General features: G+C 70.9%; 22 protein-coding genes. 9 read left to right on the top strand and 13 right to left on the bottom strand.

Going from position 1 to position 25,340, the window contains the following annotated elements; all coding sequences use genetic code 11:
- Positions 1 to 3 precede the first annotated feature (3 nt).
- Genes FFG40_RS07010 through iolC form a run of 7 tightly spaced genes read right to left on the bottom strand, consistent with a single transcriptional unit; the run spans position 4 to position 8,466 of the window.
- Entirely contained in the window at positions 4 to 1,065 is a 1,062-nt protein-coding gene (locus tag FFG40_RS07010) for a Gfo/Idh/MocA family protein (protein WP_138802696.1), read from the bottom strand.
- A 44-nt stretch (positions 1,066 to 1,109) separates the two neighbouring features.
- Positions 1,110 to 2,063, bottom strand: coding sequence for a sugar phosphate isomerase/epimerase (locus tag FFG40_RS07005; protein ID WP_017887103.1), 954 nt, complete (start codon positions 2,061 to 2,063; stop codon positions 1,110 to 1,112).
- A 33-nt stretch (positions 2,064 to 2,096) separates the two neighbouring features.
- Positions 2,097 to 3,986 carry a 3D-(3,5/4)-trihydroxycyclohexane-1,2-dione acylhydrolase (decyclizing) gene (gene iolD, locus FFG40_RS07000; RefSeq protein ID WP_138803458.1) on the bottom strand — a complete coding sequence of 630 codons (1,890 nt, stop codon included), beginning with the start codon at positions 3,984 to 3,986 and terminating at the stop codon, positions 2,097 to 2,099.
- 17 nt (positions 3,987 to 4,003) lie between these two features.
- Positions 4,004 to 4,927 (bottom strand): 5-deoxy-glucuronate isomerase, encoded by a 924-nt coding sequence (iolB, locus tag FFG40_RS06995; RefSeq protein ID WP_138802695.1) that lies wholly within the window; start codon positions 4,925 to 4,927, stop codon positions 4,004 to 4,006.
- An 8-nt stretch (positions 4,928 to 4,935) separates the two neighbouring features.
- Positions 4,936 to 6,447 (bottom strand): CoA-acylating methylmalonate-semialdehyde dehydrogenase, encoded by a 1,512-nt coding sequence (locus FFG40_RS06990; protein ID WP_027464521.1) that lies wholly within the window; start codon positions 6,445 to 6,447, stop codon positions 4,936 to 4,938.
- On the bottom strand, positions 6,444 to 7,433 hold the full coding sequence (locus tag FFG40_RS06985) for a class I fructose-bisphosphate aldolase (RefSeq protein ID WP_111235411.1): 990 nt from the start codon (positions 7,431 to 7,433) through the stop codon (positions 6,444 to 6,446). The genes FFG40_RS06990 and FFG40_RS06985 overlap by 4 nt, the downstream gene beginning before the upstream one ends.
- A complete protein-coding gene (iolC, locus tag FFG40_RS06980; protein WP_027464520.1) occupies positions 7,426 to 8,466 on the bottom strand; it encodes a 5-dehydro-2-deoxygluconokinase in 1,041 nt (346 codons plus the stop codon). Before iolC ends, FFG40_RS06985 begins: the two co-directional genes overlap by 8 nt.
- 190 nt (positions 8,467 to 8,656) lie before the next feature.
- Here iolC and FFG40_RS06975 point away from each other — a divergent pair, with 190 nt between their 5' ends.
- Positions 8,657 to 9,919 carry a DNA recombination protein RmuC gene (locus FFG40_RS06975; RefSeq protein ID WP_138802694.1) on the top strand — a complete coding sequence of 421 codons (1,263 nt, stop codon included), beginning with the start codon at positions 8,657 to 8,659 and terminating at the stop codon, positions 9,917 to 9,919.
- Between the two features lie 132 nt (positions 9,920 to 10,051).
- Here FFG40_RS06975 and glpX read toward each other — a convergent pair whose 3' ends face one another.
- Positions 10,052 to 11,041 carry a class II fructose-bisphosphatase gene (glpX, locus tag FFG40_RS06970; protein ID WP_017886722.1) on the bottom strand — a complete coding sequence of 330 codons (990 nt, stop codon included), beginning with the start codon at positions 11,039 to 11,041 and terminating at the stop codon, positions 10,052 to 10,054.
- A gap of 159 nt (positions 11,042 to 11,200) precedes the next feature.
- Between glpX and fbaA the strand changes: the two genes are divergently transcribed.
- Complete coding sequence (fbaA, locus tag FFG40_RS06965; protein ID WP_110860683.1) at positions 11,201 to 12,229, top strand: class II fructose-bisphosphate aldolase; 1,029 nt, start codon at positions 11,201 to 11,203, stop codon at positions 12,227 to 12,229.
- Positions 12,230 to 12,334: 105 nt separating this feature from the next.
- Entirely contained in the window at positions 12,335 to 13,594 is a 1,260-nt protein-coding gene (locus tag FFG40_RS06960; RefSeq protein ID WP_138802693.1) for a M18 family aminopeptidase, read from the top strand.
- 387 nt (positions 13,595 to 13,981) lie between these two features.
- On the opposite strand, the gene FFG40_RS06955 is transcribed toward FFG40_RS06960, so the two are convergent.
- On the bottom strand, positions 13,982 to 14,728 hold the full coding sequence (locus FFG40_RS06955) for a DUF6264 family protein (protein WP_138802692.1): 747 nt from the start codon (positions 14,726 to 14,728) through the stop codon (positions 13,982 to 13,984).
- Positions 14,725 to 15,789, bottom strand: a complete 1,065-nt coding sequence (locus FFG40_RS06950; protein WP_081827167.1) for a 4-hydroxy-3-methylbut-2-enyl diphosphate reductase — start codon at positions 15,787 to 15,789, stop codon at positions 14,725 to 14,727. Before FFG40_RS06950 ends, FFG40_RS06955 begins: the two co-directional genes overlap by 4 nt.
- Positions 15,790 to 15,915: 126 nt before the next feature.
- Here FFG40_RS06950 and xseA point away from each other — a divergent pair, with 126 nt between their 5' ends.
- The 5 genes from xseA to FFG40_RS06925 all read left to right on the top strand — a co-directional run bounded on the left by xseA (position 15,916) and on the right by FFG40_RS06925 (position 20,265).
- A complete protein-coding gene (gene xseA, locus FFG40_RS06945) occupies positions 15,916 to 17,151 on the top strand; it encodes an exodeoxyribonuclease VII large subunit (RefSeq protein ID WP_111056965.1) in 1,236 nt (411 codons plus the stop codon).
- Positions 17,152 to 17,222: 71 nt separating this feature from the next.
- Complete coding sequence (locus FFG40_RS06940; RefSeq protein ID WP_017886728.1) at positions 17,223 to 17,468, top strand: exodeoxyribonuclease VII small subunit; 246 nt, start codon at positions 17,223 to 17,225, stop codon at positions 17,466 to 17,468.
- Positions 17,465 to 18,100 carry a DUF4245 domain-containing protein gene (locus tag FFG40_RS06935; protein ID WP_111029594.1) on the top strand — a complete coding sequence of 212 codons (636 nt, stop codon included), beginning with the start codon at positions 17,465 to 17,467 and terminating at the stop codon, positions 18,098 to 18,100. The genes FFG40_RS06940 and FFG40_RS06935 overlap by 4 nt, the downstream gene beginning before the upstream one ends.
- A gap of 55 nt (positions 18,101 to 18,155) precedes the next feature.
- Positions 18,156 to 18,770 carry a carbonic anhydrase gene (locus FFG40_RS06930; protein WP_027464510.1) on the top strand — a complete coding sequence of 205 codons (615 nt, stop codon included), beginning with the start codon at positions 18,156 to 18,158 and terminating at the stop codon, positions 18,768 to 18,770.
- Positions 18,771 to 18,861: 91 nt separating this feature from the next.
- On the top strand, positions 18,862 to 20,265 hold the full coding sequence (locus FFG40_RS06925; RefSeq protein ID WP_138802691.1) for an aspartate ammonia-lyase: 1,404 nt from the start codon (positions 18,862 to 18,864) through the stop codon (positions 20,263 to 20,265).
- 170 nt (positions 20,266 to 20,435) lie between these two features.
- Here the strand turns inward: FFG40_RS06925 and FFG40_RS06920 are convergent, their stop codons facing one another.
- The 3 genes from FFG40_RS06920 to FFG40_RS06910 all read right to left on the bottom strand — a co-directional run bounded on the left by FFG40_RS06920 (position 20,436) and on the right by FFG40_RS06910 (position 24,477).
- Positions 20,436 to 21,797 (bottom strand): PhoH family protein, encoded by a 1,362-nt coding sequence (locus tag FFG40_RS06920; RefSeq protein WP_173035851.1) that lies wholly within the window; start codon positions 21,795 to 21,797, stop codon positions 20,436 to 20,438.
- A gap of 699 nt (positions 21,798 to 22,496) precedes the next feature.
- Positions 22,497 to 23,606, bottom strand: coding sequence for an aminotransferase class V-fold PLP-dependent enzyme (locus FFG40_RS06915; RefSeq protein WP_138802690.1), 1,110 nt, complete (start codon positions 23,604 to 23,606; stop codon positions 22,497 to 22,499).
- Between the two features lie 85 nt (positions 23,607 to 23,691).
- Positions 23,692 to 24,477, bottom strand: a complete 786-nt coding sequence (locus FFG40_RS06910) for an isoprenyl transferase (protein WP_027464506.1) — start codon at positions 24,475 to 24,477, stop codon at positions 23,692 to 23,694.
- 96 nt (positions 24,478 to 24,573) lie between these two features.
- On the opposite strand from FFG40_RS06910, the gene FFG40_RS06905 reads away from it, so the two are divergent.
- Positions 24,574 to 25,293 (top strand): hemolysin III family protein, encoded by a 720-nt coding sequence (locus FFG40_RS06905; RefSeq protein WP_260678807.1) that lies wholly within the window; start codon positions 24,574 to 24,576, stop codon positions 25,291 to 25,293.
- Positions 25,294 to 25,340: the final 47 nt, after the last annotated feature.

The following is a 25,340-nucleotide window of genomic DNA, read 5'->3' as shown; positions in this document are numbered from 1 at the left end:
CGATCAGGCCCCGGCGAGCGCGGCGGTCGCGTCGCTCGTCTCGTCGTAGAACGCCGGCTTCGTGACCGCGTACTCGACCACTTCGTGCGCGCCGGACTGCTGGGCCCGGACGGCGACCTCGGCGACGACGGAGGCGGTGTAGCCGTCCCAGGCACTCGGCCCGTCGATGCCGCCGGTCCGGGCCGCGTCGACCCAGCGCTGGACCTCTTCGTCGTAGGCGGCGGCGAACCGCTCCTTGAACGACGGCGTGACGCCCTGCGAGGTCGCCCCGGCTGCGGCGAGCGAGAGCGAGGTGTCGCGGCCGATGTAGGCGACACCGGACTCGAACACGGCGTCGGTGGTCACCTGGTAGCCGAACTGGGCGTTGACGTTGATCTCGACGATCGCCATGGTGCCGGACTCGGTGGTGAACAGGACGAACTGCGGCTCGGGCAGGTCGGCCGGCGCGAGGGAGTTCTTGCGCGGCTTCTTCACCTCGACGCTCGTGATCGCTTCGCCGGTCAGGAACGGGATGATGTCGATCTCGTGGATCACCGAGTCGTGGATGAGCATCGACTCGCTGAAGTTCGGCGGCGTCGTCGGGTTGCGGTGTGCGTGGTGCAGGGCGAGCAGGGCGCCGTTCGCCCCCGACTCGCGCAGGGCCTTGAGCTCCTGGTAGCCCGTGTCGAACCGGCGCATGAAGCCGACCTGGATGACGGGCCGGGCGGCGTGCTGCTGCTCGAGCTCGACGATGCGCAGCGAGTCCTCGGCGCTGGTCGTCAGCGGCTTCTCGCACAGGACGGTGAGCCCGCGCTCGAGCGCCGTCACCAGGATCGGCTCGTGCAGGAAACCCGGCGTCGCGATGATGACGGCGTCGATCTCGGTCTGCTCGAGCGCCTCGTCGAAGGACGCGGCGGTGATCGCGCCGGGCGCCAGGGCGGCTGCCGCAGCGGCACGGGCCTGGTCGGGCTCGACGACGGCGACGACGTCGGCGTTCGAGATCTTGGCGGTGATGCGGCGGACGTGGTCGGCGCCCATCATGCCGGCGCCGACGACGGCGACGCGGAGGTTCTGCGTGGTGGTCATGGTGGTGTTCTCCTGGTGGTTGTTGACGCTGCGTGGACGGCGCGTCAGGAGGCGCGGGCGGCCGAGGTCGAGCCGAAGATGTGCTGGAAGGTGCGCTCGGCGATCGGCCCGGGGGCGTCGACGGAGCAGCCGTACATGTCCTGCTCGACGATGCCGAAGACGTCCGGGTTGATCGCGGCGACGGCCTCGATGATCGGGGCGAGTTCCGGGGTGCCGTGGGGCGGCTCGGTCATGATGCCCTGCGACACGGCGGTCGCGAACGGCACGTCGTTCTTGAGCACGTCGAACAGCAGGTCGGTGTCGACCTGCTTGAGGTGCAGGTAGCCGATGCGCTCCGGGTGGGCGGCGATGAGCTTGAGGTTGTCGCCGCCGTAGTAGGCGAAGTGGCCGGTGTCGAGGCAGAGGTTGGTGTACTCGGGGTTCGTGACCTCGAGGAACCGCACGGTCTCCTTGTAGGTGCCGACGTGGCTGTCGGCGTGGGTGTGGAACTGCTGGTGGACGCCGTACTCCTCGAGCAGCGCCTTGCCGAGCTGGTCGTGGCCCTTGCCGAGACGCTCCCACTGCTCGTCGGTGAGCGTGCGCGCCTCGAGCACCTCTTCGGTGGCGTCCGAGCGCCACAGGTCCGGGATCGTCACCAGGTGTTCGGCGCCGAGCTTCGCTGCCAGACCGGCGACCGCGACGGCCTGGTCCCACGCGCGCTGGAACTGGTCCTCGCCCTTGTGGAACCCGGTGAAGACCGTGCCCGCCGACAGCTTGAGCCCGCGGGACTCGAGCTCGTCGGACAGCTGGGACGGGTCGGTCGGCAGGTACCCGTACGGGCCGAGCTCGATCCACTCGTACCCGGCGGCGGACGCCTCGTCGAGGAAGCGCTGCCACGGCACCTGCTTCGGGTCGTCCGGGAACCAGACGCCCCACGAGTCCGGGGCGGTGCCGATGCGGATCGAGGCGGGCGCCGCGTCGGTGGCGGGGCTGCCGATGGGGGTGGCGGTGTCGGTCATGACGTCGCTGTCGCTTTCTGTCTCGTGAACGGTTCAGCCGAGCAGCGGACGCTGCGTGGCGACCTGCTGCTCGTACTCGGCGCGGGCGGCCTGGGTGCTGGGGAGGGTGGAGGTCTGCGCGACCGGCACGTCCCACCAGCCGTCGCCCTCGGGGGCGTAGACCAGCGGGTCGGAGTTGATGTGCACCAGGGTGGTGTGGTCGTTCGCCTTCGCCTGACGCAGCGCGGCCTTCAGGTCCTCGATGCTGTCCGGGCCGGGCTGCACCTCGATGACGTCGACGCCGTACGAGCGGGCGTTGGCGGCGAGGTCGACGGGCAGGGGCTCGCCGTTCTCGAACGACTCGGTCTCGTCGAGGTAGCGGTACTTCGTGCCGAAGCGCTCGGAGCCGACGGTCTCGGACAGGTGTCCGATCGACGCGTACCCGTGGTTCTGGATGAGCACGACGATGATCTTGATCCCCTCGGCCACGGCGGTGACGAGCTCGGTGTGCAGCATGAGGTAGCTGCCGTCTCCGACCATCACGATCGCGTCGCGGTCCGGAGCACCGCGGCGGACCCCGATGCCACCGGCGATCTCGTAGCCCATGCACGAGAACGCGTACTCGACGTGGTACCCGAGCTCGTCCCGCACCCGCCAGAGCTTGTGCAGGTCGCCGGGCAGCGAGCCCGCCGCCTGGATCACGACGTCGCGCGGGTCGGAGACCGACTGCACGGCTCCGATGATCTCGGGCTGGCCGGGCAGGTCTGCACCGGACGGGGCGAAGGCGCCGTCGACGGCGGCGTCCCATGCCGCCTTCAGCGAGGCGATCTCGGAGGCGTAGCCGGGCTCGACGACGTACGCCGTGTCCGACGTGAGCGACTCGGTCATGGCGACCAGCGCCTCCCGGGCGTCCGCGATCAGCGGCAGCTGCGAACCGTGCTTGTAGGCGTCGAACGCGGCCACGTTGACGTTGACGAACGTGACGTCCGGGTTCTGGAACGCCGTGCGCGACGCCGTGGTGAAGTCGCTGTAGCGGGTGCCGATCCCGATGACGACGTCGGCCTGGGCGGCGATCGCGTTGGCGGCCGCCGTGCCCGTCGCGCCGATCCCGCCGAGGTACTGCGGGTGGTCCCAGACCAGGGATCCGCCGCCGGCCTGCGACGTGCCGACCGGGATCCCGGTGGCCTCGACGAAGGCGCGGAGCTCGTCGGCGGCGTCGGAGTACAGCACCCCGCCGCCGGCCACGATGACCGGACGCCGGCCGGCACGGATCGCGGCCACGGCACGCTCGAGCGGGCCACGCTCGGGCAGCGGGCGGCGGATGTGCCACTCGCGCGGCTGCAGGAACGCGACGGGCACGTCGAACTCCTCGGCCTGGACGTCCTCGGGCAGCGCGATCGTCACCGCACCGGTCTCGGCCGGGTCGGTCAGCACCCGCATCGCGGCGAGGGCGATCGAGAACAGCTGCTCCGGACGCTCCACACGGTCGAAGTAGCGCGACAGCGGACGGAAGGCGTCGGTGACCTGCAACGACGTGTCGTGCGGCAGCTCGATCTGCTGGAGCACCGGGTCCGTGGTGCGCGTGGCGAAGGTGTCCGACGGCAGCAGCAGTGCCGGCAGCCGGTTCGTGGTGGCGAGTGCCGCGGCGGTCAGCATGTTGGCGGCGCCCGGGCCGACCGACGCGGTGGACGCGTAGGTCGCGCGGCGGCGGTGCATGCGGGCGAAGCCGACGGCCTCGTGCACCATCGCCTGCTCGTTGCGGGCCTGGTGGTACGGCAGCAGACCGGGCTGTTGGACGTGGAGCTGCTTGATCGCCTGACCGACCCCGGCGACGTTGCCGTGCCCGAAGATGCCGAAGATCCCCGGGATGGTGCGTTCGCGGACGTCGCCGTCGACGGTCCACTGGTTGGCCAGGAACTCGACGAGTGCCTGGCCGACCGTCATCTTCCGCGTGGTGGTGGTCACGCCTGCTTCCTTTCGTAGGGCAGTCGTGGGTCGATCAATTCCGATGCCCACGCCTGCCGGACCCACCCGTGGGCGGGGTCGTCGGTGATGTTCCAGACGCGCTCCGGGTCGGGCCCGGCCATCACGTTCAGGTAGTACATGTCGTAGCCCGGAGCGGCGACCGCCGGACCGTGCCAGCCGTACGGCACCAGGGCGACGTCGCCGGTCCGGACCTGCCGGAACTCGTCGATGGCGCGGTCGTCCGAGGCGTACGTGCGGTGCAGGGCGAACGGGTCGGCGGCCTCGGGCGCGATCGACTCGAGCCCACGGGACACCGCAGCCTCGTAGTAGTAGATCTCCTCGAGGTTCGACTCTGAACCGGGCACGTTCGTGTCGTGCTTGTGGGGCGGGTACGACGACCAGTTCCCGGCCGGCGTGATCACCTCGCACACGATGAACTTGACGGCGTCGAGCGCCGCCGGGGTGCCGAAGTTGTGCACCTGACGGCTCGACTGCCCGGCGCCGCGGAGCTCCACCGGCACGTCCGGCCGGGCCACGTAGGTGGTCGGCTTGACGGTGTCGGTGGGCGCCTCGGCGACGGCGAACCGGCCGCTGCCGGTGATGGTGGCCGCGGAACCCGAGCCCAGGTACAGGACGTCGGTGGGGCCGTCGAAGACGCTCCCCCGACCCTGCAGCGCCTGCTCGCCGTCGCCGGCAGCGCCCGAGTGGGACACGTGGAACGACCCGGCGAGCGGCACGACGATGCGCTCCACGGCGTCGGCCGGGAGGCGCAGCTCGCCCCCGTCGGTCAGCGCGCCGGTCCGGAGCCCGGTGTGCGCCCACCCCTCGATGCGACCGTCGACCACGTCGGTCCAGCCCGCCTCGGGCCGGGAGCCCGCCGGGATGAACCACTGGTCGTGCTGGTGCTGTTCGTTCACCATGCTGCGGGTCAGTTGTTCGACGGGAAGCCGAGGTTGATGCCGCCGTGCGACGGGTCGAGCCACCGGCTCGTGATCGCCTTCTGACGGGTGAAGAAGCTCACGCCGTCGGCACCGTACGCCTTGTGGTCGCCGAACAGCGAGTTCTTCCAGCCGCCGAACGAGTAGTAGGCGACGGGCACCGGGATCGGGACGTTGATGCCGATCATGCCGACCTGCACGTCACGCTGGAAGCGTCGGGCGGCGCCACCGTCGTTCGTGAAGATGGCGGTGCCGTTGCCGTACGCGCCGGAGTTGATGAGCTCGAGGCCCTCTTCGTAGGTGGCGACCCGCACGACGCTCAGCACCGGACCGAAGATCTCCTCGGTGTAGACGCGGCTGGTGGTGGGCACCTGGTCGATCAGCGTCGGACCCAGCCAGAAGCCGTTCTCGTCGCCGTCGGGTCGGACGGTGCGGCCGTCCACCACAACCACCGCACCGTCCTGCTCTGCGACCTCGATGTACGAGGCGACCTTGTCACGGTGCTGCTTCGTGACGAGCGGCCCCATGTCGCACCCGCGACGACCGTCGCCGATGCGCAGGGTCGCCGCGCGGTCCTTGATCTTCTGGATGAGCTCGTCCGCCACCGGCTCGACGGCGACGACGACCGAGATCGCCATGCAGCGTTCACCGGCCGAACCGAAGCCTGCGTTGATCGCGTTGTCGGCGACCAGGTCGAGGTCGGCGTCGGGCAGGACGAGCATGTGGTTCTTCGCGCCACCGAGGGCCTGCACGCGCTTGCCGTGCTTCGTGCCGGTCTCGTAGACGTACTGCGCGATGGGCGTGGAGCCGACGAACGAGATCGACTCGACGTCGTCGCTGGTGAGCAGGCCGTCGACGGACAGCTTGTCGCCGTTGAGCACGTTGAAGACGCCGTCGGGCAGCCCGGCCTCCTTGAACTTCTCGGCGAGCCAGATGGCGGCCGACGGGTCCTTCTCGCTCGGCTTCAGCACGACGGTGTTGCCCGCGGCGATCGCGATCGGCAGGAACCAGAGCGGCACCATCGCCGGGAAGTTGAAGGGGCTGATGATGCCCACGACGCCGAGCGGCTGGCGGATCGAGTAGACGTCGATGCCGGTCGAGACCTGGTCGGAGAACTCGCCCTTCATCAGGCTCGGGATGTTGGTGGCGAGCTCCACTACCTCTTGCCCACGGGCGATCTCACCCAGCGCGTCGTCGATGACCTTGCCGTGCTCGCTCGTGATGATCTCGGCCAGCTCGGCCTTGTCGCGGTTCAGGATCTCGCGGAACGAGAACAGGATCGCCTGGCGCTTGGCCAGTGACAGGTTGCTCCAGCCGGGGAACGCCGCCTTGGCGCTGCCGATGGCCGCCTGGATCTCGGACTCGTCGGCCAGCGCGACCTGCTTGGTCGCGACGCCGAGCGCCGGGTCGTACACGGGGGCGGTGTTGCCCGACGCGGATTCGACGCGCTTGCCGTCGATCCAGTGCCCGACGGTGGTGGTGGTCGTGTCGGTGAGCGTCATGCGTTGCTTCCTTCCGAGATGGACGAGTCCATGGTGGTGGCGCCCGCGAGCCGAGCGGCTGGGTCGTGGGCATCTGTGGAGAACCCGCCCCGGGCCTCCTGGCTGTGGACGAGACCGGCGGCGACGTCCACGGCGGCGGCGACGTCGCCGTCCGAGGGGTAGAGCAGGGTGCGTCCGACGACCAGGCCGCGGACGCCGGGCAGGGCCAGGGCGTCAGCCCATTTGGCGTACGTCTCCAGCGGCCGCGAAGCCGGGTCTCCGCCGAGGAGCAGCGTCGGCAGCGTCGTCGCGGCCATCACGCGCTCCATGTCATCGACGACGGGGATCTTGAGCCAGCTGTAGGCGCTGGATTCGCCCAGTCCCGCAGCGATCGCCATCGAGGTGATCACGGCGTCGGCCGACAGGTCGTTGACGACCCGGCCGTCCCGCCACTCGGACATGAACGGCTCGAGCATGATCGGCAGCTGGAGCGCAGCGGCCTCGCTGACGGCGCGGGCCGTTGCCTCGAGCGTCGGCGCAGTGCCCGAGTCCTCCAGAGCGATGCGCACCAGCAGCTTGGCGAAGTCGAGCCCGGAGTCCTTGATCGCCCGCGCCGAGTACGCCGTGTACCGGTCGTCCATCTCGAACGTGGCACCGCGCAGCCCGCCGCGGTTCATCGACCCGACGACGACCTTGCCGTCGAGTGCGCCGAGCAGCGCGAGGTCCTCGAGGATGTCGGGGGTGCCGAGCACCCCGTCGACCCCCGGACGGCCGAGGGCCGTGACGAGCCGCTCGAGCAGGTCGTAGCGGTCCGCCATCGCCGACTCGTCGTCGCGCACGGCCAGCGCACCGCGTGCGGGGTGGTCGGCGGCGACGATGAAGAGCTTGCCGTCGTCGGCGAGCAGGGAGCGCTTGCGGCGGGCGTCGAGCGTGGCACGCACCAGGTCGGGCTGGCCGGCACGGATGTCGCGGAGGCGCTGGAAGTCAGCGGGGCTGAGCTCAGGCATGGGTCTTCTCCTCGGTGTTCGTCTCACCCGTGTACGTCTCACCCGTGTGGTTCGTGCCCTCGGCCGGGTTGTCGGTCAGGAACTGCTCGATCTCGTCGCTCGTCGGCATCGCCGTCGAGCACTCGAACCGCGTCGCGACGATCGCGCCGGCTGCGTTGCAGAACGCCAGGATCCGCTCGAGGCTCCAGCCCTGCAGCAGTCCGTGGGTCAGCGCGCCGCCGAAGCCGTCGCCCGAGCCGAGCCCGTTCACGACGTCGATGTGGTGCGGACGGAACTCGACGAACTCGTCGCGGGTCTTCGCCAGCACGCCCTTCGGCCCCTGCTTGACGATCGCGATCTCGACACCTCGGTCGAGCAGGGCGTCGGCGGCGCGGACCGGGTCGGTCTCCCCCACCGCGACCTCGCACTCCTCGCGGTTGCCGACGGCGACGGTGGCGTGCTCGAGGGCGATCGCGACCTCGCGCGTGGCGGCCTCGGGGCTCGACCAGAACATCGACCGGTAGTCCAGGTCGAGCACGGTGTGGGTCTTCGTGCTGTTCTGCGCCGCGGACCGGGCTTCGTAGGCGACGTGGTGCGCCTGTCGGCTCGGCTCCTCGCTGAGGCCGGTCACCGTGGTCCAGAAGATCTTCGCGCGCTCGATCTCGTGCAGCGGCAGGGACTTCGCCGTGATCATCAGGTCGGGCGCCTTCGGGGCCCGGTAGAAGTAGAGCGGGAAGTCGTCCGGCGGGAAGATCTCGCAGAAGGCGACGGGGGTGTTCAGCCCCTCGACCGTCTCGACGAAGGCGTTCGCGACGCCGTACTCGGGCAGCGTGCGGGCGATGTACCGGCCGAAGGGGTCGTTGCCCGTCCGGGTGATGACCGCGGCGTCTGCGCCGTGGCGAGCAGCGGCGATGGCGACGTTCGTGGCGCTGCCGCCGACGGACTTCGAGAAGGTCGAGACGTCCTCGAGCGGGCCGGTCTGCTGCGGGTAGATGTCGACGCTGACGCGTCCCATCGTGATCACGTCGTAGGCGTGGGGAGCTTGGTTCGTCATGCGACGCGGTGGACCTTCCGTGCGGCTTCATCGGCGGACGATCACGACTGTACACCCTGTTTGCCCTAATGTCATGACATGGATTTCGAGGTCCGTCACGCTGGTCGCGTGGCGCCGGTCACGCCGGCTCTGCGGCGCGCGCCGGTGGGCCGGGAGGCGCGGTGTCGGTGGGTTCTGCCAGGGTCGCGACATGCAGATCCTCGCCCTGGTCATCGGTCTCGTGATCGGCATCGCCGTCGGTGCGGTCGTCGCCTGGTCGCTCGCCCGCTCGCGCGCGGGCGTCGACGCCGCGTCGGCCCGCGCGACGGCCGAGGCCCTGCGCGGCCAGCTCGAGGCGGTGCGGCGCGACGCCGAGGAACGCCTCGACGCCCAGGACACGCAGTACCGGCGCCAGGTCGATTCGCTCGAACGACGCTCCGCCGAACTCGAGCACCTGGTGCAGCGCATGCACGGTGTCGATGCGGCCCGCAACCAGAACGAGTCGAAGGTGCTCTCCGCGCTCAGCCCCGTGGCGCAGACGCTCGACGTGATGCGCACGAAGATCGCCGAGCTCGAGCAGTCGCGGAGCGAGCAGTACGGCGCGCTGTCGGCGCAGCTCCGGTCGGCTGCCGAGTCCGAAGAGCGCCTGCGCGCCACCGCGGACACCCTGGCCAGCGCCCTGTCGTCGAACAGCACACGCGGCGTCTGGGGCGAGACACAGCTGCGCAACGTGGTCGAGGCCGCCGGGCTGCTCGAACGGGTCGACTTCGACGTGCAGTCCTCCGTCACCACGGCCGTCGGCTCCGCCCGGCCGGACATGGTCGTGCACCTGCCAGGCGGCAAGACCATCGCCGTCGACGCCAAGGTGCCGTTCAGCGCCTACCTGCAGGCCGCCGAGATCCCGGCGACCGCCACCGGCACCGAGGCGGCACGACGCGACCAGCTCATCGCCCAGCACGTCAAGGCGCTCCGCGCGCACGTCGACGCCCTCGCCGCACGGGAGTACTGGACCGGGTACGACGCCTCCCCCGAGCTCACCGTCGCCTTCATCCCGTCCGAGTCGCTCATCTCGAGCGCACTCGCCGCCGACCCCGGGCTGCTCGACCACGCCTTCCGCAAGCGCATCGCCCTCGCTTCACCCGTGACCCTGTGGTCCGTGCTCAAGACCGTGGCGTTCTCGTGGCAGCAGGACGTCGTCTCGCAAGAGGCGCACGAGCTCTTCAAGGTCTCCCGTGAGCTCTACGGCCGGCTGTCCACGATGGCCGGGCACGTCGACAAGCTCGGCCGCTCGATCCGGGGCTCGGTCGTCGACTACAACCGGTTCGTCGGATCCCTCGAACGGCAGGTGCTGCCGAGCGCTCGTCGGCTGTCGCTGCTCGACGAGTCGAAGGTCATCGCGGACCCGTCGTCGATCGAGGACGAGCCGCGGCTGCTCACGGCCCCGGAGCTCGTCGGCGCCGTCGACGAGGACTGACGGCGCAGCGCCGCACCGCGCCGCGCCGCACCGCGCCGCACAACGGAAACCCGTCCGAACCACGGAATCGCGTGGTTCGGACGGGTTGCAGTGGTTCAGCGCGGATCCGCGCCGATCAGGACCGCCTGCGGATCAGAACCACTTCTCCGCACGGTGGTCCGCCTGGATGCGGCGGATCGTGTTCGAGCGCGAGCGGAGGACGAGCGAGTCGGTGTGGATGACGCCGCGCGAACGACGCACGCCGTCGACCAGGACACCGTCGGTGACGCCGGTGGCGACGAAGAACGTGTTGTCCCCCGTGACCAGGTCGTCCTGGTCGAGGACCTTGTCCAGGTCGTGGCCGGCGGCGATGGCGCGCTCGCGCTCCTCGTCGTCCTTCGGCTGGAGCTTGCCGAGGATCACGCCGCCGAGCGCCTTGATCGCGCACGCCGTGATGATGCCCTCGGGGGTGCCGCCGACACCGACGCACATGTCGATCGTCGAGCCGGGCAGGGCCGCGGCGATGCCTCCGGCGACGTCCCCGTCGAGCAGCAGTCGTGTCCCGGCACCGGTCGCGCGGATGGCGCGGATCAGCTCGTCGTGGCGCGGGCGGTCGAGCACGGCGACGACCATGTCCTCGAGGTCCTTGCCCTTGGCCTTCGCCAGCGCGCGGATGTTGTCGCCGATCGGCTTCTCGAGGTCCAGGACACCGCGACCCTCGGGACCGGCGGCGATCTTGTCCATGTAGAAGACGGCGGAGGGGTCGTACATCGAGCCGCGGTCCGAGACGGCCATCACGGAGATGGCGTTCTGGCGGCCGGCGGCGGTGAGCGAGGTGCCGTCGATCGGGTCGACCGCGATGTCGCAGGCCGGACCGTGACCGTTGCCGACGTGCTCGCCGTTGTAGAGCATCGGGGCGTTGTCCTTCTCGCCCTCGCCGATGACGACGACGCCGTCGAAGTTCACCGTGCCGAGGAACTTGCGCATCGCGTCGACCGCGGCGCCGTCGGCGAGGTTCTTCTCACCACGCCCGACCCACGGCTGCGCACGGATCGCGGCGGCCTCCGTCGCACGCACGAGCTCGAGCGCGAGGTTGCGGTCGGGCTGGAGGAACAGGGAGCCGGTTTCCGTAGTGGGAGTCACGACCCGAGCCTACCGACCGGCGGCCGACCCGCGGTCCGGACACCGGGCCCGTGCACGCATGTGCACGCCGGACGTGAGCCGACCGCGTAACCCGGACCGCGCCTCCAGTCCGGCTGACTACGATCGGCGGGGACATCACCGAAGTCGAAGGAGATCCACGTGCCCATCGCAACGCCGGAACAGTACGCCGAGATGATCGAACGCGCGAAGGCGGGCAAGTTCGCGTACCCCGCGGTCAACGTCTCCTCCTCGCAGACCATCAACGCGGTCCTCCAGGGCCTGCAGGAGGCCGGTTCCGACGGCATCCTCCAGGTCACGACGGGCGGTGCCGACTACTTCGCCGGCCACACCATCAAGAACCGCGCAGCGGGTGCCCTCGCGATGGCGAAGTTCGCCCACGAGGTCGCCAAGAACTACGACATCACGGTCGCGCTGCACACCGACCACTGCCCGAAGGACGCCCTCGACGGCTTCGTCCTGCCGCTCATCGCGGCGAGCGAGGAAGAGGTCCGGCAGGGTCGCAACCCGATCTTCCAGTCGCACATGTGGGACGGTTCGGCCGTGCCGCTCGACGAGAACATCGAGATCGCGAAGACCATGATCGAGAAGACGCGGAACATCAACGCGATCCTCGAGGTCGAGATCGGCGTCGTCGGCGGCGAAGAGGACGGTGTCCAGCACGAGGGCACGAACGACGCGCTCTACACCACCCCGAACGACGTCGAGAAGGTCGTCGACGCACTCGGGCTGGGTGACAAGGGCCGCTGGATCGCGGCGCTCACCTTCGGCAACGTGCACGGCGTCTACAAGCCGGGCAACGTCAAGCTCCGCCCGGAGCTTCTCGGCGAGATCCAGGCGTCGGTCGCCTCGAAGCACGGCACCGGCGAGAACCCCCTCGACCTCGTGTTCCACGGCGGCTCCGGTTCGACCGACGACGAGATCCACGAGGCCGTCCGCAACGGCGTCATCAAGATGAACATCGACACGGACACGCAGTACGCGTTCACCCGCTCGATCGCGGACTCGATGTTCCGCAACTACGAGGGCGTCCTGAAGATCGACGGCGAGGTCGGCAACAAGAAGCAGTACGACCCCCGCGCCTGGGGCAAGGTCGCCGAGACCGCCATGGCGGCCCGCGTCGTCGAGGCCGCGAAGGTCCTCGGCTCGGCCGGTCACGCCAAGGGCTGAGTAGGTCCCTCCGGTCGGGTCAACCGGCCTGGAGGAACGGGGTGCGTCCGACGGACGCGCCCCGTTCTGCGTCGGGTCGCCTCCACCCCGTGCCACGATGGGCGGGTGACCGTCGACGCCATCGCCTCCGAGTTCGCCCAGTTCGTCACCGAGTCGCCCACCGCGTTCCACGCTGCGGCGGCGACCCGTGACCGTCTCGTCGCTGCCGGGTTCACCGAGCTGTCCGAGCTCGACGCCTGGCCGACCGAAGCCGGTGCGTACGTGGTGGTCCGCGACGGCGCCGTCATCGCGTGGCGGCTGCCCGACGGTGCCGACCCGACGACGCCGTTCCGGATCCTCGGCGCCCACACCGACTCCCCCGGCTTCCGCGTGAAGCCGAACCCCGGCGTGCGGACGGGCGGCTGGGAGCAGCTCAACGTCGAAGTCTACGGCGGAGCGCTCCTGTCGACCTGGTTCGACCGCGACCTGCGGATCGCCGGCCGGGTCGTCGAGGCCGACGGCAGCGTGCGGCTCGTCAGCACCGACGCCGTCGCACGGATCCCCAACCTGGCGATCCACCTGGACCGCGGGGTCAACGACGGCAAGGAGATCGACCGCCAGCGCCACACCCTGCCGATCGTCGGGGTCGACGGCGACGCCGGTGGGACCTCTGTCGTGGAGTGGCTGCTCGCCCGGCTCGGCGAGGGCGCCGTGTCGTGGGACCTGTTCCTCGCCGACACCCAGGCACCGGCCCGGATCGGCATCGAGCGGGAGTTCCTGGCGTCCGGCCGGATGGACAACCTGACGAGCGTGCACGCCGGGCTCCGGGGCATCGTGGACGCTCCGACCGACGGCGACCACATCCCGGTCTTCGCGGCGTTCGACCACGAGGAGATCGGGTCGTCGACGCCGTCCGGTGCCGGTGGTCCGTTCCTCGAGGACGTCCTCGGCCGTGTGCAGGAGGGCCTCGGCGCCACCCGCTCCGAGGCCGCACGGGCGTTCCGTGCGTCGTGGCTGCTGTCGAGCGACGCCGGGCACCTGGTGCACCCGAACCAGCCGGAGAAGCACGACCCGACGAACCGTCCGCGCCCAGGGGCCGGACCGCTGCTGAAGATCAGCGCGAACCAGCGCTACATGACCGAAGCGAAGGGCGAGGCCGTCTGGGCAGCGGCGTGCGAGACCGCCGGTGTGCCGTGGCAGCCGTTCGTCAACGTGAACACGATCCCCGGCGGCTCGACGATCGGCCCGATCGCGGCGACGCGGCTCGGGATCCCGACGATCGACATCGGCGTCGGGCTGCTGTCGATGCACTCGATCCGGGAGCTCGTGCACGTCGACGACCTGGCTGCCCTGCACGGGGCGGTCGCCGCCTTCCTGGCCGGGTGACCTCCGGGCGGCGTCGGCTGCTGGGTGGTCACGACTCCCCGTACGCGCCGGCCGAGAGGTCACGAACTGTCGCTCGCGCCGATGCCAGGCGACACGTTCTGACCGCTCGGCGGCGGACCCGCGGCGTGTTGCGACCACTCGGCAGTCGATGCTGGGCGTGCCCGCGAGGCTGACCACGGTCGCCGGAAGGGCACCGTACCGCCACTGGCCGACGGACGGGCTGCCGAGAGGTCACGACTCCCCGCGCGCACCGGGCCGAGAGGTCACGAACTGTCGCTCGCGCCGATGCCAGACGACACTTCGTGACCACTCGGCCCGGGCCCACGGTGTGTTGCGACCACTCGGCGCGCGAAGCTCGGCACCGCGAGCAACCCGGCGGTCAGGCGGTCAGGCGCCGGACTGCCGCAGCATGAAGTCGACGAAGGCCTGGTCCTGCATGACCACGACGACGAACGCGATCGTACTGATCGCCGTGGCGACGACGGCTCCGACCAGCGGCACCCAGAACGTCCGCTTCCGTGCTCGGAGCCGACGGATGGACCACCAGGCGACCAGGGCGAAGACGACCACGTTGGTGATCGCGGCGATGGCGGCGGCCGTGCTGAGGGCACTCGGGTCGTTCAGGGCCGTGTACTGGGTCTCGAGGGTGCGCCGCACGGTCGAGGCGACCTGGCCGACGGACAGGGACTGCACCACGGAGACGAGCCCGAAGGCGAGCAGCCCGACGGTGAGCACGAAGTCGGCGGGCGTGCGGCCGAACCGGCTACGGGCCATCGACCGCTGTGCCCCGGCCGGGACTGCCCCGGAGCGGACATCCGTACCGGCGCGGTCGCCGTGCCCGCCGTCGCTCGGAGCAGCGTCGCGAATGCCGGTGGCGGAGGCCTGGTCCTGCCGTTCCCGTGCCTGACGCTCACGCTCCTGGCGTTCCTGCTCGACGAGGACCGGGTTGACCCACCCTTCTGGCGCGTACTCGCCGTACCCGGGTGCGGGACGGCCCTGGGGCCGACCGTCCACGGGACCGGCGGCCGCCGTCGGGGACGCGCCCCGGGCCTCCTGGCCGCTACCGGCACCGGCGTCGACGTGGTTCGCCGGGTCGCGACGCGGGACCGAGGACCAGCCGTCCGCGCCGCTCATGCCCGACGCCCGCCGAGCGCGCGCGTCGGGTTGCCCGAGGCGTCGGTGCGGAGCTCCTTGGGGAGCGAGAACATCAGGTCTTCGTGTGCGGTGACGACCTCTTCGACGGCGGCGTACCCGGCGTCGGCGAGCTGCTCGAGCACCTCGGCGACGAGTTCTTCCGGCACGGACGCACCGCTGGTCACGCCGACCGTCTCGACACCGTCGAGCCACTCCTGCTGGATCTCTTCCGCGTAGTCGACACGGTGGGCGGCCCGCGCACCGTGCTCGAGCGCGACCTCGACCAGACGGACGCTGTTCGACGAGTTCGCGGAGCCGACCACGATCACCAGGTCGGCACCGGGCGCCACCTTCTTGATCGCGACCTGGCGATTCTGGGTGGCGTAGCAGATGTCGTCCGACGGGGGGTCCTGGATGGCCGGGAACTTCTCGCGCAGCAGCCGCACGGTCTCCATCGTCTCGTCGACGCTGAGCGTGGTCTGCGACAACCAGACGAGGTTGTCCGGGTCGGGGACCGACAGGGCGGCGACGTCGTCGGGGCCGTTCACCAGGATCGTGCGGTCCGGGGCGTGCCCCATCGTGCCCTCGACCTCTTCGTGGCCGGCGTGCCCGATCAGGATGATGGTGCGCTCGGCCTTGGCGAACCGGGTGGCTTCGCGGTGGACCTTGGTGACGAGGGGGCAGGTGGCATCGATGGCGTGCAGGTCGCGCTCGGCGGCACCCGCGACGACAGCCGGCGACACACCGTGCGCGCTGAAGACGACGTGCGAACCCCGGGGCACCTCGGCCACGTCGTCGACGAAGACGGCACCGCGCTGCTCGAGCGTCGACACCACGTGCACGTTGTGGACGATCTGCTTGCGGACGTAGACGGGCTCGCCGTACTGCTCCAGGGCCTTCTCGACCGCGACGACCGCGCGGTCCACCCCGGCGCAGTAGCCACGGGGCGCCGCGAGCAGCACCTTCTTGGGGCCGGCGACCGGTTCGTCACGCAGTCGGCCCCGTGCCGCGTGCACACGCGGCGGGGCGAGCGGGACCGTGTGGCCGTTGGTGATCGTCACGTCCCCGATGATAGGTGAGCAGCACGCACGCGACCTGGGCGCGCGGGGCGCCTGTGGACAACACGACGGCCGTCCCCTGTCACCGGTCTCGGGCACGATGGACGTCCCAGCAGGACAAGGAGCGACATGGCGATCGAACAGGGCCCGCCGACGGCCGACAACCCGTGGCCGGTCGCGCTCCTCGGCGCGAAGCTGCGCGACTGGATCGACCGGCTCGGCACGGCGTGGGTCGAGGGCGAGATCACGCAGTGGAACGTCGCCGGCGGCAACGTGTACGGCAAGCTCAAGGACGTCGAGGTGGACGCCACCGTGTCGTTCTCCATCTGGTCGAGCGTGCGCTCCCGGGTGCCGGCGGACATCAAGCAGGGCGACCGTGTCGTCGCCGCGCTCAAGCCGAACTACTGGGTCAAGGGCGGCTCGCTGACCATGCAGGTCGTCGAGATGAAGCACGTCGGCCTCGGTGACCTGCTCGAACGCCTCGAGCGCCTCCGTCGCACCCTCGCCGAGGAAGGGCTGTTCGACCCGTCCCGCAAGCGCCGTCTGCCGTTCCTGCCGCACCGCATCGGCCTGATCACCGGCAAGGACTCCGACGCCGAGAAGGACGTCAAGCGGAACGCGCAGCTGCGGTGGCCCCAGGTGGAGTTCCGCACCGTGCACACCGCCGTGCAGGGCGAACGGACCGTGGGCGAGGTCACGGCGGCGATCCTCGAGCTCGACGCCGACCCCGAGGTCGACGTCATCATCATCGCCCGCGGCGGCGGTGACTTCCAGAACCTGCTCGGCTTCAGCGACGAAGGACTCGTCCGTGCCGCGGCCTCGGCGTCGACCCCGATCGTCTCGGCGATCGGGCACGAGGCCGACCGCCCGATCCTCGACGAGGTCGCCGATCTGCGCGCCTCGACCCCGACGGACGCCGCCAAGCGCGTCGTGCCCGACGTCGCCGAGGAACTCGCCAACGTCCGGGCGGCCCGCGCCCGGCTCGGACTGCGGCTCTCGCACACGCTGTCGGTCGAGGCCGACCGGCTCGCCGCGCTGCGGTCGCGGCCGGCCCTGGCGTCGACCGCGTGGCTCGTCGACACCCGTGCGGAAGAGGTCGCGCGCGACCTGTCCCGTGCCCGCGAACTGCTCGACCGCCGGCTCGAACGCGGGCACTCCGAGGTCGGCCACCTGACCGCCCGCCTCCGCGCGCTCTCGCCCCGTGACACCCTGCGCCGCGGGTACGCCATCGTGCAGCGTGCCGACGGGGGTGTCGTCCGCGGCACCGACGACCTGTCCGGAGCGACGCCGGTGCACGTCACGCTCGGTGCCGGCACGGCCACGGGCACGCTCGAACCGGACGGCCCCGGCCCGGACGGCTCCTGACCACCACGGGTGTTCTCCACAGCCTGGGACCGGGCGACGGATCGTCGGTGGACGCTCGGTAGGATCGACCCGTGCCATCCCAGCAGGAACCCGAGCAGACCGACGTCCAGTCGCTGAGCTACGAAGCGGCCCGCGACGAACTCGTGCGCGTCGTGAGCGAGCTCGAACAGGGCTCCGCGACCCTCGAGCGTTCCCTGGCGCTCTGGGAGCGGGGCGAAGCCCTCGCCGCCCGGTGCGAAGAGTGGCTCGTCGGCGCCCGTGCACGGCTCGACGCGGCCCGTGCCGCCAGCGACGCCCAGGACGGCTCGGGCCGATGACCGACCCCGACGGCCGCCCGATCGTCGCCGAGCTCGGTCGCCCCGAGACGGCAGAGGAGACCTGGGCCCGCAAGGACGCTGCCCGGACCGCCCGCCGGCAGCACCAGACCGCGTTCAACCTGGTCATCGCCCTCATCGCCTCGCTCGGCATCGTGCTGTTCCTGGTGGCGGTCGTCGTCCGGCCCGACACCACGGTGGACCGCACCGTCGACTACCAGCAGATCGCGGCGAAGGCGAACGTCGACGACGTCACCCTGGTGGCGCCGCCGCTGCCGGACGGCTACAGCGCCAACCGCGCGGACTTCGCGAGCAAGACCACCGACGGCGTGGACGTCTGGACCGTCGGCTTCGTGACGCCGGACAAGCAGTACCTCGGCCTGCAGCAGGGCATCGACGCCAACGCCTCGTGGGTGTCGAACCAGCTCGACCAGCGGCCGTCCACCGGTGACCGCACGATCGGTGACACGGAGTGGACCGTCTACGACCGCCGCGCCGAGGGCACCGACGCCGGCAACCACGCGTACTCGCTCGTCTCGACGTTCGGCAAGAACACGATCGTGCTCTCCGGCACCGCCGACGACAAGGCCTTCCGGACCGTCGCGACCGCCGTCTCCCGAGAACTGACCGAGTAGACGACGGGCACCGCCCCGCCAGTCACCACCCGTCCCGCCCGAACCGAGGAGCCCCATGCCCGACCGCGCCGCCTCCACCCCGTCCGACGCCCTGCGCCTGCTCGTCGACGGCAACGCCCGCTTCGCCGCCGACAAGCGCCGGATGGGCCGCGTGGACCCGGACCGCCGCACCGAGCTCGAAGGATCGCAGTCGCCGTTCGCGACCGTCCTCGGCTGCTCGGACTCGCGGGTGCCGTTCGAGCACGTCTTCGACGCCGGCATCGGTGACCTGTTCGCGATCCGCAACGCCGGCCAGATCGTCGACGACGTCGTGCTCGGCTCGATCGAGTTCGCGGTCGTCGCCCTGGGCACGCCGCTGGTCGTCGTGCTCCGGCACACGCGGTGCGGTGCCGTCGCGGCAGCCCGCTCCGGTGAGCCCGTCCCCGCCCCGCACCTGCAGGCCCTCGTGGACGCGATCGCCCCGAGCGTCGAGAAGGTCCGGCTCACCGACGCCGAGCTCCCGCAGGAAGCCGTCGGCGCCGCACACCTCGAAGCCACCCTCCGCCAGGTGATCGAGCGCTCCGGCGCGGTCTCCGATGCCGTGGCCGAGGGTAGATTGGCCGTCGTCGGGGCGACCTACGACCTCGCCACCGGAGAAGTCACCATCGACACCGTCGTCGGCCAGGTCTGACCGACCCGACGACAGCCCCGGCGACCCCGGGGCGCAGGCACGGGCCGGCGCGACCGCGACCGGCGAGCACCCCAGGAAGGACCACGACGACGTGACCGACACCACCCCGACCGAGTTCCGCATCGAGCACGACACCATGGGCGAGGTACGGGTGCCGAAGTCGGCGCTCTACCGTGCACAGACCCAGCGCGCCGTCGAGAACTTCCCCATCTCGGGCACCGGGCTCGAGTCGGCGCAGATCGTGGCGCTCGCACGGATCAAGCGTGCGGCGGCCATCGTGAACGGTGAACTCGGCATCGTCGAGCCAGCCGTCGCCGACGCCATCGCCGGTGCGGCCGACCTGATCATCGGCGGCAAGCACCACGACCAGTTCCCGGTCGACGTCTACCAGACCGGCAGCGGCACGTCGTCGAACATGAACATGAACGAGGTGCTCGCGACACTGGCGTCCGACATCGCGGGTTCGGCGGTGCACCCGAACGACCACGTCAACGCCTCGCAGTCGTCGAACGACGTCTTCCCCACCTCCGTGCACGTCGCCGTGACCGAGGCGCTCCTCCGCACCCTCGTGCCCGCCCTCGAGCACCTCGCCGAGTCCCTCGAAGCGAAGGCCACTCTCTGGGCCGACGCCGTGAAGTCCGGCCGGACGCACCTGATGGACGCCACGCCCGTCACCCTCGGGCAGGAGTTCGGCGGCTACGCACGCCAGATCCGCCTGGGCATCGAGCGGGTGCAGGCGACGCTCCCCCGCGTCGCCGAGGTCCCGCTCGGCGGCACCGCGGTCGGCACCGGCATCAACACCCCCAAGGGCTTCCCGCAGCGGGTCATCGCCCAGCTCGCGAGCGACACCGACCTGCCGATCACCGAGGCCGTCGACCACTTCGAGGCGCAGGGTGCGCGTGACGCCCTGGTCGAGGCCTCCGGAGCGCTCAAGGTGCTCGCCGTCAGCCTGACGAAGATCAACAACGACCTGCGCTGGATGGGCTCGGGTCCGAACACCGGCCTGGGCGAGCTGCACATCCCCGACCTGCAGCCCGGCTCCTCGATCATGCCCGGCAAGGTGAACCCGGTGATCCCCGAGGCCACCCTGATGGTCGGCGCCCGGGTCATCGGCAACGACGCCACCATCGCCTGGGCCGGGGCTTCGGGTGCGTTCGAGCTCAACGTCGCCATCCCGGTGATGGGCACGGCGCTGCTCGAGTCGATCCGACTGCTGGCGAACAGCTCGCGCGTGCTCGCGGACAAGACCATCGACGGGCTGCAGGCGAACCTCGAGCGCGCCCGTGCCTTCGCGGAGTCCTCGCCGTCGATCGTCACCCCGCTCAACCGGGTCATCGGCTACGAGGCGGCGGCGAAGGTCGCGAAGTACGCCGTCGCCGAGGGCCTCACCGTGCGCGAAGCCGTCGTGGCCCTCGGCCACGTCGAGCGCGGCGAGGTCACCGAGGCGCAGCTCGACGAGGCGCTCGACGTCCTCAGCATGACGCACCCGAAGTAGCGCGACGCTCCTGACGCACCCCCAGGACGGACGGGAGGCCCGGTGCCAGCTGGCACCGGGCCTCCCGTCCGTCCGATGGCGGCTCGACCCGCCTCACGCGCTGACCGACAGGTCACGCGCCCAGAGGCGCGTGACCTGTCGGTCAGCGCGAAAACTGACAGCGCCCGCCGCTACACCAGGTCGGGCGAGTCCAGCAGGTCCGTGACCAGGGCGGCGATCGCGGAGCGCTCGGACCGCGTCAACGTGACGTGCGCGAACAGCGGGTGCCCCTTGAGCCGCTCGATGACCGACGCGATCCCGTCGTGCCGGCCGACCCGCAGGTTGTCGCGCTGCGCGACGTCGTGGGTGAGCACGACCCGCGAGTTCTGGCCGATGCGCGAGAGCATCGTGAGCAGCACGTTCCGTTCGAGCGACTGCGCCTCGTCGACGATCACGAAGGCGTCGTGCAGGGAGCGGCCGCGGATGTGGGTCAGGGGCAGCACCTCGATCAGGCCGCGCTCGATCACTTCGTCGAGGACGTTGTCCGACACCACCGAGCCGAGGGTGTCGTAGACGGCCTGCGCCCACGGGTTCATCTTCTCGCCGGCGTCACCGGGCAGGAAGCCCAGGTCCTGCCCGCCCACGGCGTACAGCGGCCGGAACACCATGATCTTCTTGTGCTGCTGCCGTTCGAGCACCGCCTCGAGTCCGGCGCACAGGGCGAGCGCCGACTTGCCGGTACCGGCGCTGCCACCGAGCGAGACGATGCCGATCTCGGAGTCGAGCAGGGCGTCGATGGCGAGCCGCTGCTCGGCCGAGCGTCCGCGGAGTCCGAAGACCTCGCGGTCGCCGCGCACCAGGGCGACGGCTCCGGCGACGTGCACGCGGCCGAGGGCCGATCCGCGCTCGGAGTGGATGACGACCCCGGTGTTCACCGGGACGCCGTCGAGCTTCGCGGAGCGGATCTCCTCTTTCTCGTACAGGTCGGACATCTGCTCGCCGGAGACCTGCAGGTCGGCGATGCCGGTGTAGCCCGAGTCGACCGCGAGTTCGGCGCGGTACTCCTCCGCCGCCATGCCGATCGACGACGCCTTGACCCGGAGTGGCAGGTCCTTCGACACGACGACGACGTCGAGCCCGTCGTTCTTCAGGTTCGACGCGACGGCGAGGATGCGGGAGTCGTTGTCGCCGAGCTGCAGGCCCGACGGCAGGACGGACTGGTTGGAGTGGTTCAGTTCGACGCGGAACGAGCCGCCGTCGCCGATCGCGATCGGGAAGTCGAGCCGCTCGTGCTCGATGCGCAGTTCGTCGAGCAGCCGGAGGGCCTGCCGGGCGAAGTACCCGATCTCCGGGTCGTTGCGCTTCGACTCGAGTTCGCTGACGACCACCACGGGCAGGACCACGGCGTGCTCGGCGAAGCGGAACAAGGCCCGCGGATCGCTGAGGAGCACCGATGTGTCGAGCACGTACGTGCGCTGGGCGACCGATGTGGACGAGTCCGCGGTGTGCTGCTGCTGTGCTCCGCGAGAGACGTTCTGAGAGGTCACGACCACTCCATCCCCGGGCCGCGACGGGCCCGGTCCTGTCCTCGAACGCGGCCACGGAGCGGGTCCCGAAGCACCGACTGTGGCCGCTTCGATCGGGCGCGGTGCCCGATGGGGACAACGTACGTCCGGCCCCCGACACGCTGACAGCGACACGCGGTTTCCGGAGTTACGGTCGCGTGAACAACGCGAGCGTGGCTCGCGACGCCGCTCGCGGCGGTGACGCCGGCTGGTCACGAACTGTCGGCTGCGGCCGCTCCGGTCGACAGGTGGTGACCAGCCGGCGGAGGTGAGCGGGGTGTCGTGACCACTCGCGGGCTGCGGACGGGATGCCCGTGGCGGCCTGGCACCGCGCCTCCAGGCCGTCCGTTGGTCGCGACTCGTCGCGCGGGCAGCGTCGATTGGTCACGAACTGTCGGCTGCGGCCGCTCCGGTCGACAGGTGGTGACCACCCGGCGGAGGTGAGCGGGGTGTCGTGACCGCTCGCCGGCTCCGGACCGGAGGCCCGTGGCGGCCCGACACCGAGCCTCCAGGCCGTCGGTCGGTCACGACTCGTCGCGCGGGCAGCGTCGACTGGTCACGAACCGTCGGCTGCGGCCGCTCCGACCGACAGTTCGTGACCACCCGGCGGAGGTGAGCGGGGTGTCGTGACCGCTCGCGGGCTGCGGGACGGCGCCGGACGGGCCACGGGCAGCAGGCGCGCCGCTGCTACTGCATGGTGGCGTAGGAGACGCAGGCGTCGCGGAACATGTCCAGGGTCTCGTCGGTGGTCGACGGGAAGACCGACACACGCGCGACGCCGAGCCGCGTGGTCGCGGTGACGCCGTGGTTGTGCATCGCGGCGGACAGGGCCGTCACGCGACCCTGCGTCGGCCGGAGCACCACGATGCCGGCGCGCTCGGCCGGGTCGCGGCTGGACTCGACCTCGAGCCCGAACTCGTCGGCGATCGCGAACACGCGCGCGACGCGGTCGGTGACCCGCTCCTGCACGGCGGCGACGCCGACCGCGGTGAGGCGCTCGAGCGACACCGCGAGCCGGGCCTGCGCGACCGGGTCGATGCGGGACATCTGGAAGCCGGCGGCCCCCGGACGCACCGCCGGCACCTCTGTGGGCCAGCCGGACGTGCCGTGCGGGCCGGACAGTGCCGGACGGATCCGGTTCAGGGCACGGTCGCTGAACGCCACGAACCCGGTGCCCCACCCGGCGTGCAACCACTTCTGTCCGCCGGTGGCGACGACGTCGGCGACCTCGTACGGGGCGTCGACCACGCCGAAACCCTGGATCGCGTCGACGATGAGCAGGCGGTCGCCGATGACCTCGCGGATGGCGGCGAGGTCGGTCAGGTAGCCGGTGCGCCAGTCGACCAGGGACACCGCGACGGCGGTCACCTCGTCGGTCAGGCGCTCACGGATCAGCTCGGGGGTCACCCAACCGGCACCCGACTCGATGACGACCGGCTGCACCCGTCCGCCGGTGGCCGAGGCGGCGCTGGCCAGTGCGAGCGGCAGCGACGGGTACTCGTCGGCAGACACGAGCACACCGCCGGTCAGACCGAAGGCGGTGTGCAGCAGGCCCGGGGTCGTCGCGGCCTGCGAGACGACCTGGTCCTCGCGGCGGCCGACCAGGCGGGCGGCGACGGTGCGGACGCGGGCGTCCTGCTCGTCGAGGGTCTCCATGGCGCCGAAGCGCATGTGTGCCTGGATGGTGCCGAGCACACGCTGCTCCTCGAGCACGGCGGTCTGCACGGGGCCGAACGCAGCGTGGTCGAGGTAACCGGGGTCTTCGGAGAAGCCGGCGGCGTACTCGTCGATGTTCACAGGTGGTGCACCTTTCACAGGGTTGAACCCTGAGAGCCTACTGGGACGCGGCTCCGCCGACGAACCCGGTGCGGGAGCTGGCTGCTCAGCCGCCGAAGCGACGCGAACGGAGCCCGAAGTCGCGGACCGCCCGGAGGAAGTCGACCTCGCGCAGGTCCGGGTAGAACGCCTCGACGAAGTAGAACTCGCTGTGCGCGCTCTGCCACAGCATGAAGTCGGACAGCCGCTGCTCGCCAGAGGTCCGGATCACCAGGTCGGGGTCGGGCTGACCCTGCGTGTACAGGTGGTCGCCGATGAGCTCCGGCGTCAGCACCTCGGCCAGGGTGTCGATGGTGCCGCCACCCGCGCCGTGCGCCTGCACGATGCTGCGCATGGCGTCCGCGATCTCACGACGGCCGCCGTAGCCGACGGCCAGGTTGACGTGCAGCCCGGTGCGGCCGGCGGTGCGCTGCTCGGCCTGTTCGAGCGCGGTCACCAGGTTCTCCGGCAGCCCCTCGTTCGACCCGACGTGCTGCACGCGCCAGTCTCGGTTGTCGGCCAGGACCCCGGCGAGGTCGGCGATGATCCCCACGAGTTCTTCGAGCTCCTCGCCGCCGCGACCCGTCAGGTTGTCTGCCGACAGCAGGTACAGCGTCACGACCTCGATGCCGAGGTCGTCACACCACGTCAGGAACTCCGGGATCTTCGCGGCGCCGGCGCGGTGGCCGTGTGCGGCGGATTCGAGCCCGAGCTGCTTCGCCCAGCGACGGTTGCCGTCCACGATCATGGCGACGTGCTTGGGCTTCGCTGCCCCCTCGAGCTGGCGGCGGATCCGGCGTTGGTAGGCGCGGTAGAGGATCCCTCGCCCTGTCCATCCCGCCGTCCCGGTCACGCACCGAGCGTAGTGCACCACCGACACACGCTCCCTGATGCTCCCGCTCTGCGGACACGTGGCTGTCGTTCGGGGTCAGGCCCTATGGTCGGGACCATGCAGGACGAGCACGAGACCGGAACACTCCCCCACGTCCCGTTCACGGAAGAGGCGTCGGCGACCGCCACCACGACCGCTGCCGAACCCCGTCCGGCGTGGCGCGGCTGGATCCACCTCGGTGCGTTCCCGTTCGCGATCGCGATGGGGATCGTCCTGATCACCCTCGCCGACAGCACCGCAGCGAAGGTCGGCAGCGCGGTGTTCATGGCGACGTCGCTGGCGATGTTCGGTGTCTCCGCGACCTACCACCGGTTCCCGTGGGGGCCGAAGGTGAAGGCCGTGCTCAAGCGCATCGACCACACCAACATCCTGCTGCTCATCGCCGGCACCTACACGCCCGTCGCGATCTGCGCCCTGCCGCACACGCTCATGGTCGTCGTGCTCTGGGTGATGTGGTCGGGCGCAGCGCTGGGCATCGCGTTCCGGGTGCTCTGGATCAACGCGCCCCGGTGGCTGTACGTCCCGATCTACCTGGTGCTCGGGTGCGCTGCCCTCGGGCTGCTGCCGCAGTTCTTCGCGGCGAGCGTGCCGATGACCGTGCTCATCCTGTCCGGCGGCGTCGCGTACATCATCGGCGCGCTGGTCTACGGCTTCAAGCGGCCGAACCCGGTGCCGACGCAGTTCGGGTTCCACGAGGTGTTCCACGCCCTGACCGTGGTGGCCTTCGGTGCGCAGTGGGCCGGCGTGCTCATCGTCGCGCTGGACCCGGTGCGCTGACCGTCGCACGTTCCTTCCCAGAACGGGTGCGATGCCTGGTGGTTCCG

This window comes from Curtobacterium sp. KBS0715 (assembly GCF_005938005.2).
GTDB classification, from domain to species: Bacteria; Actinomycetota; Actinomycetes; order Actinomycetales; family Microbacteriaceae; genus Curtobacterium; species Curtobacterium flaccumfaciens.
This window is presented reverse-complemented; position numbering and strand designations above follow the sequence as displayed.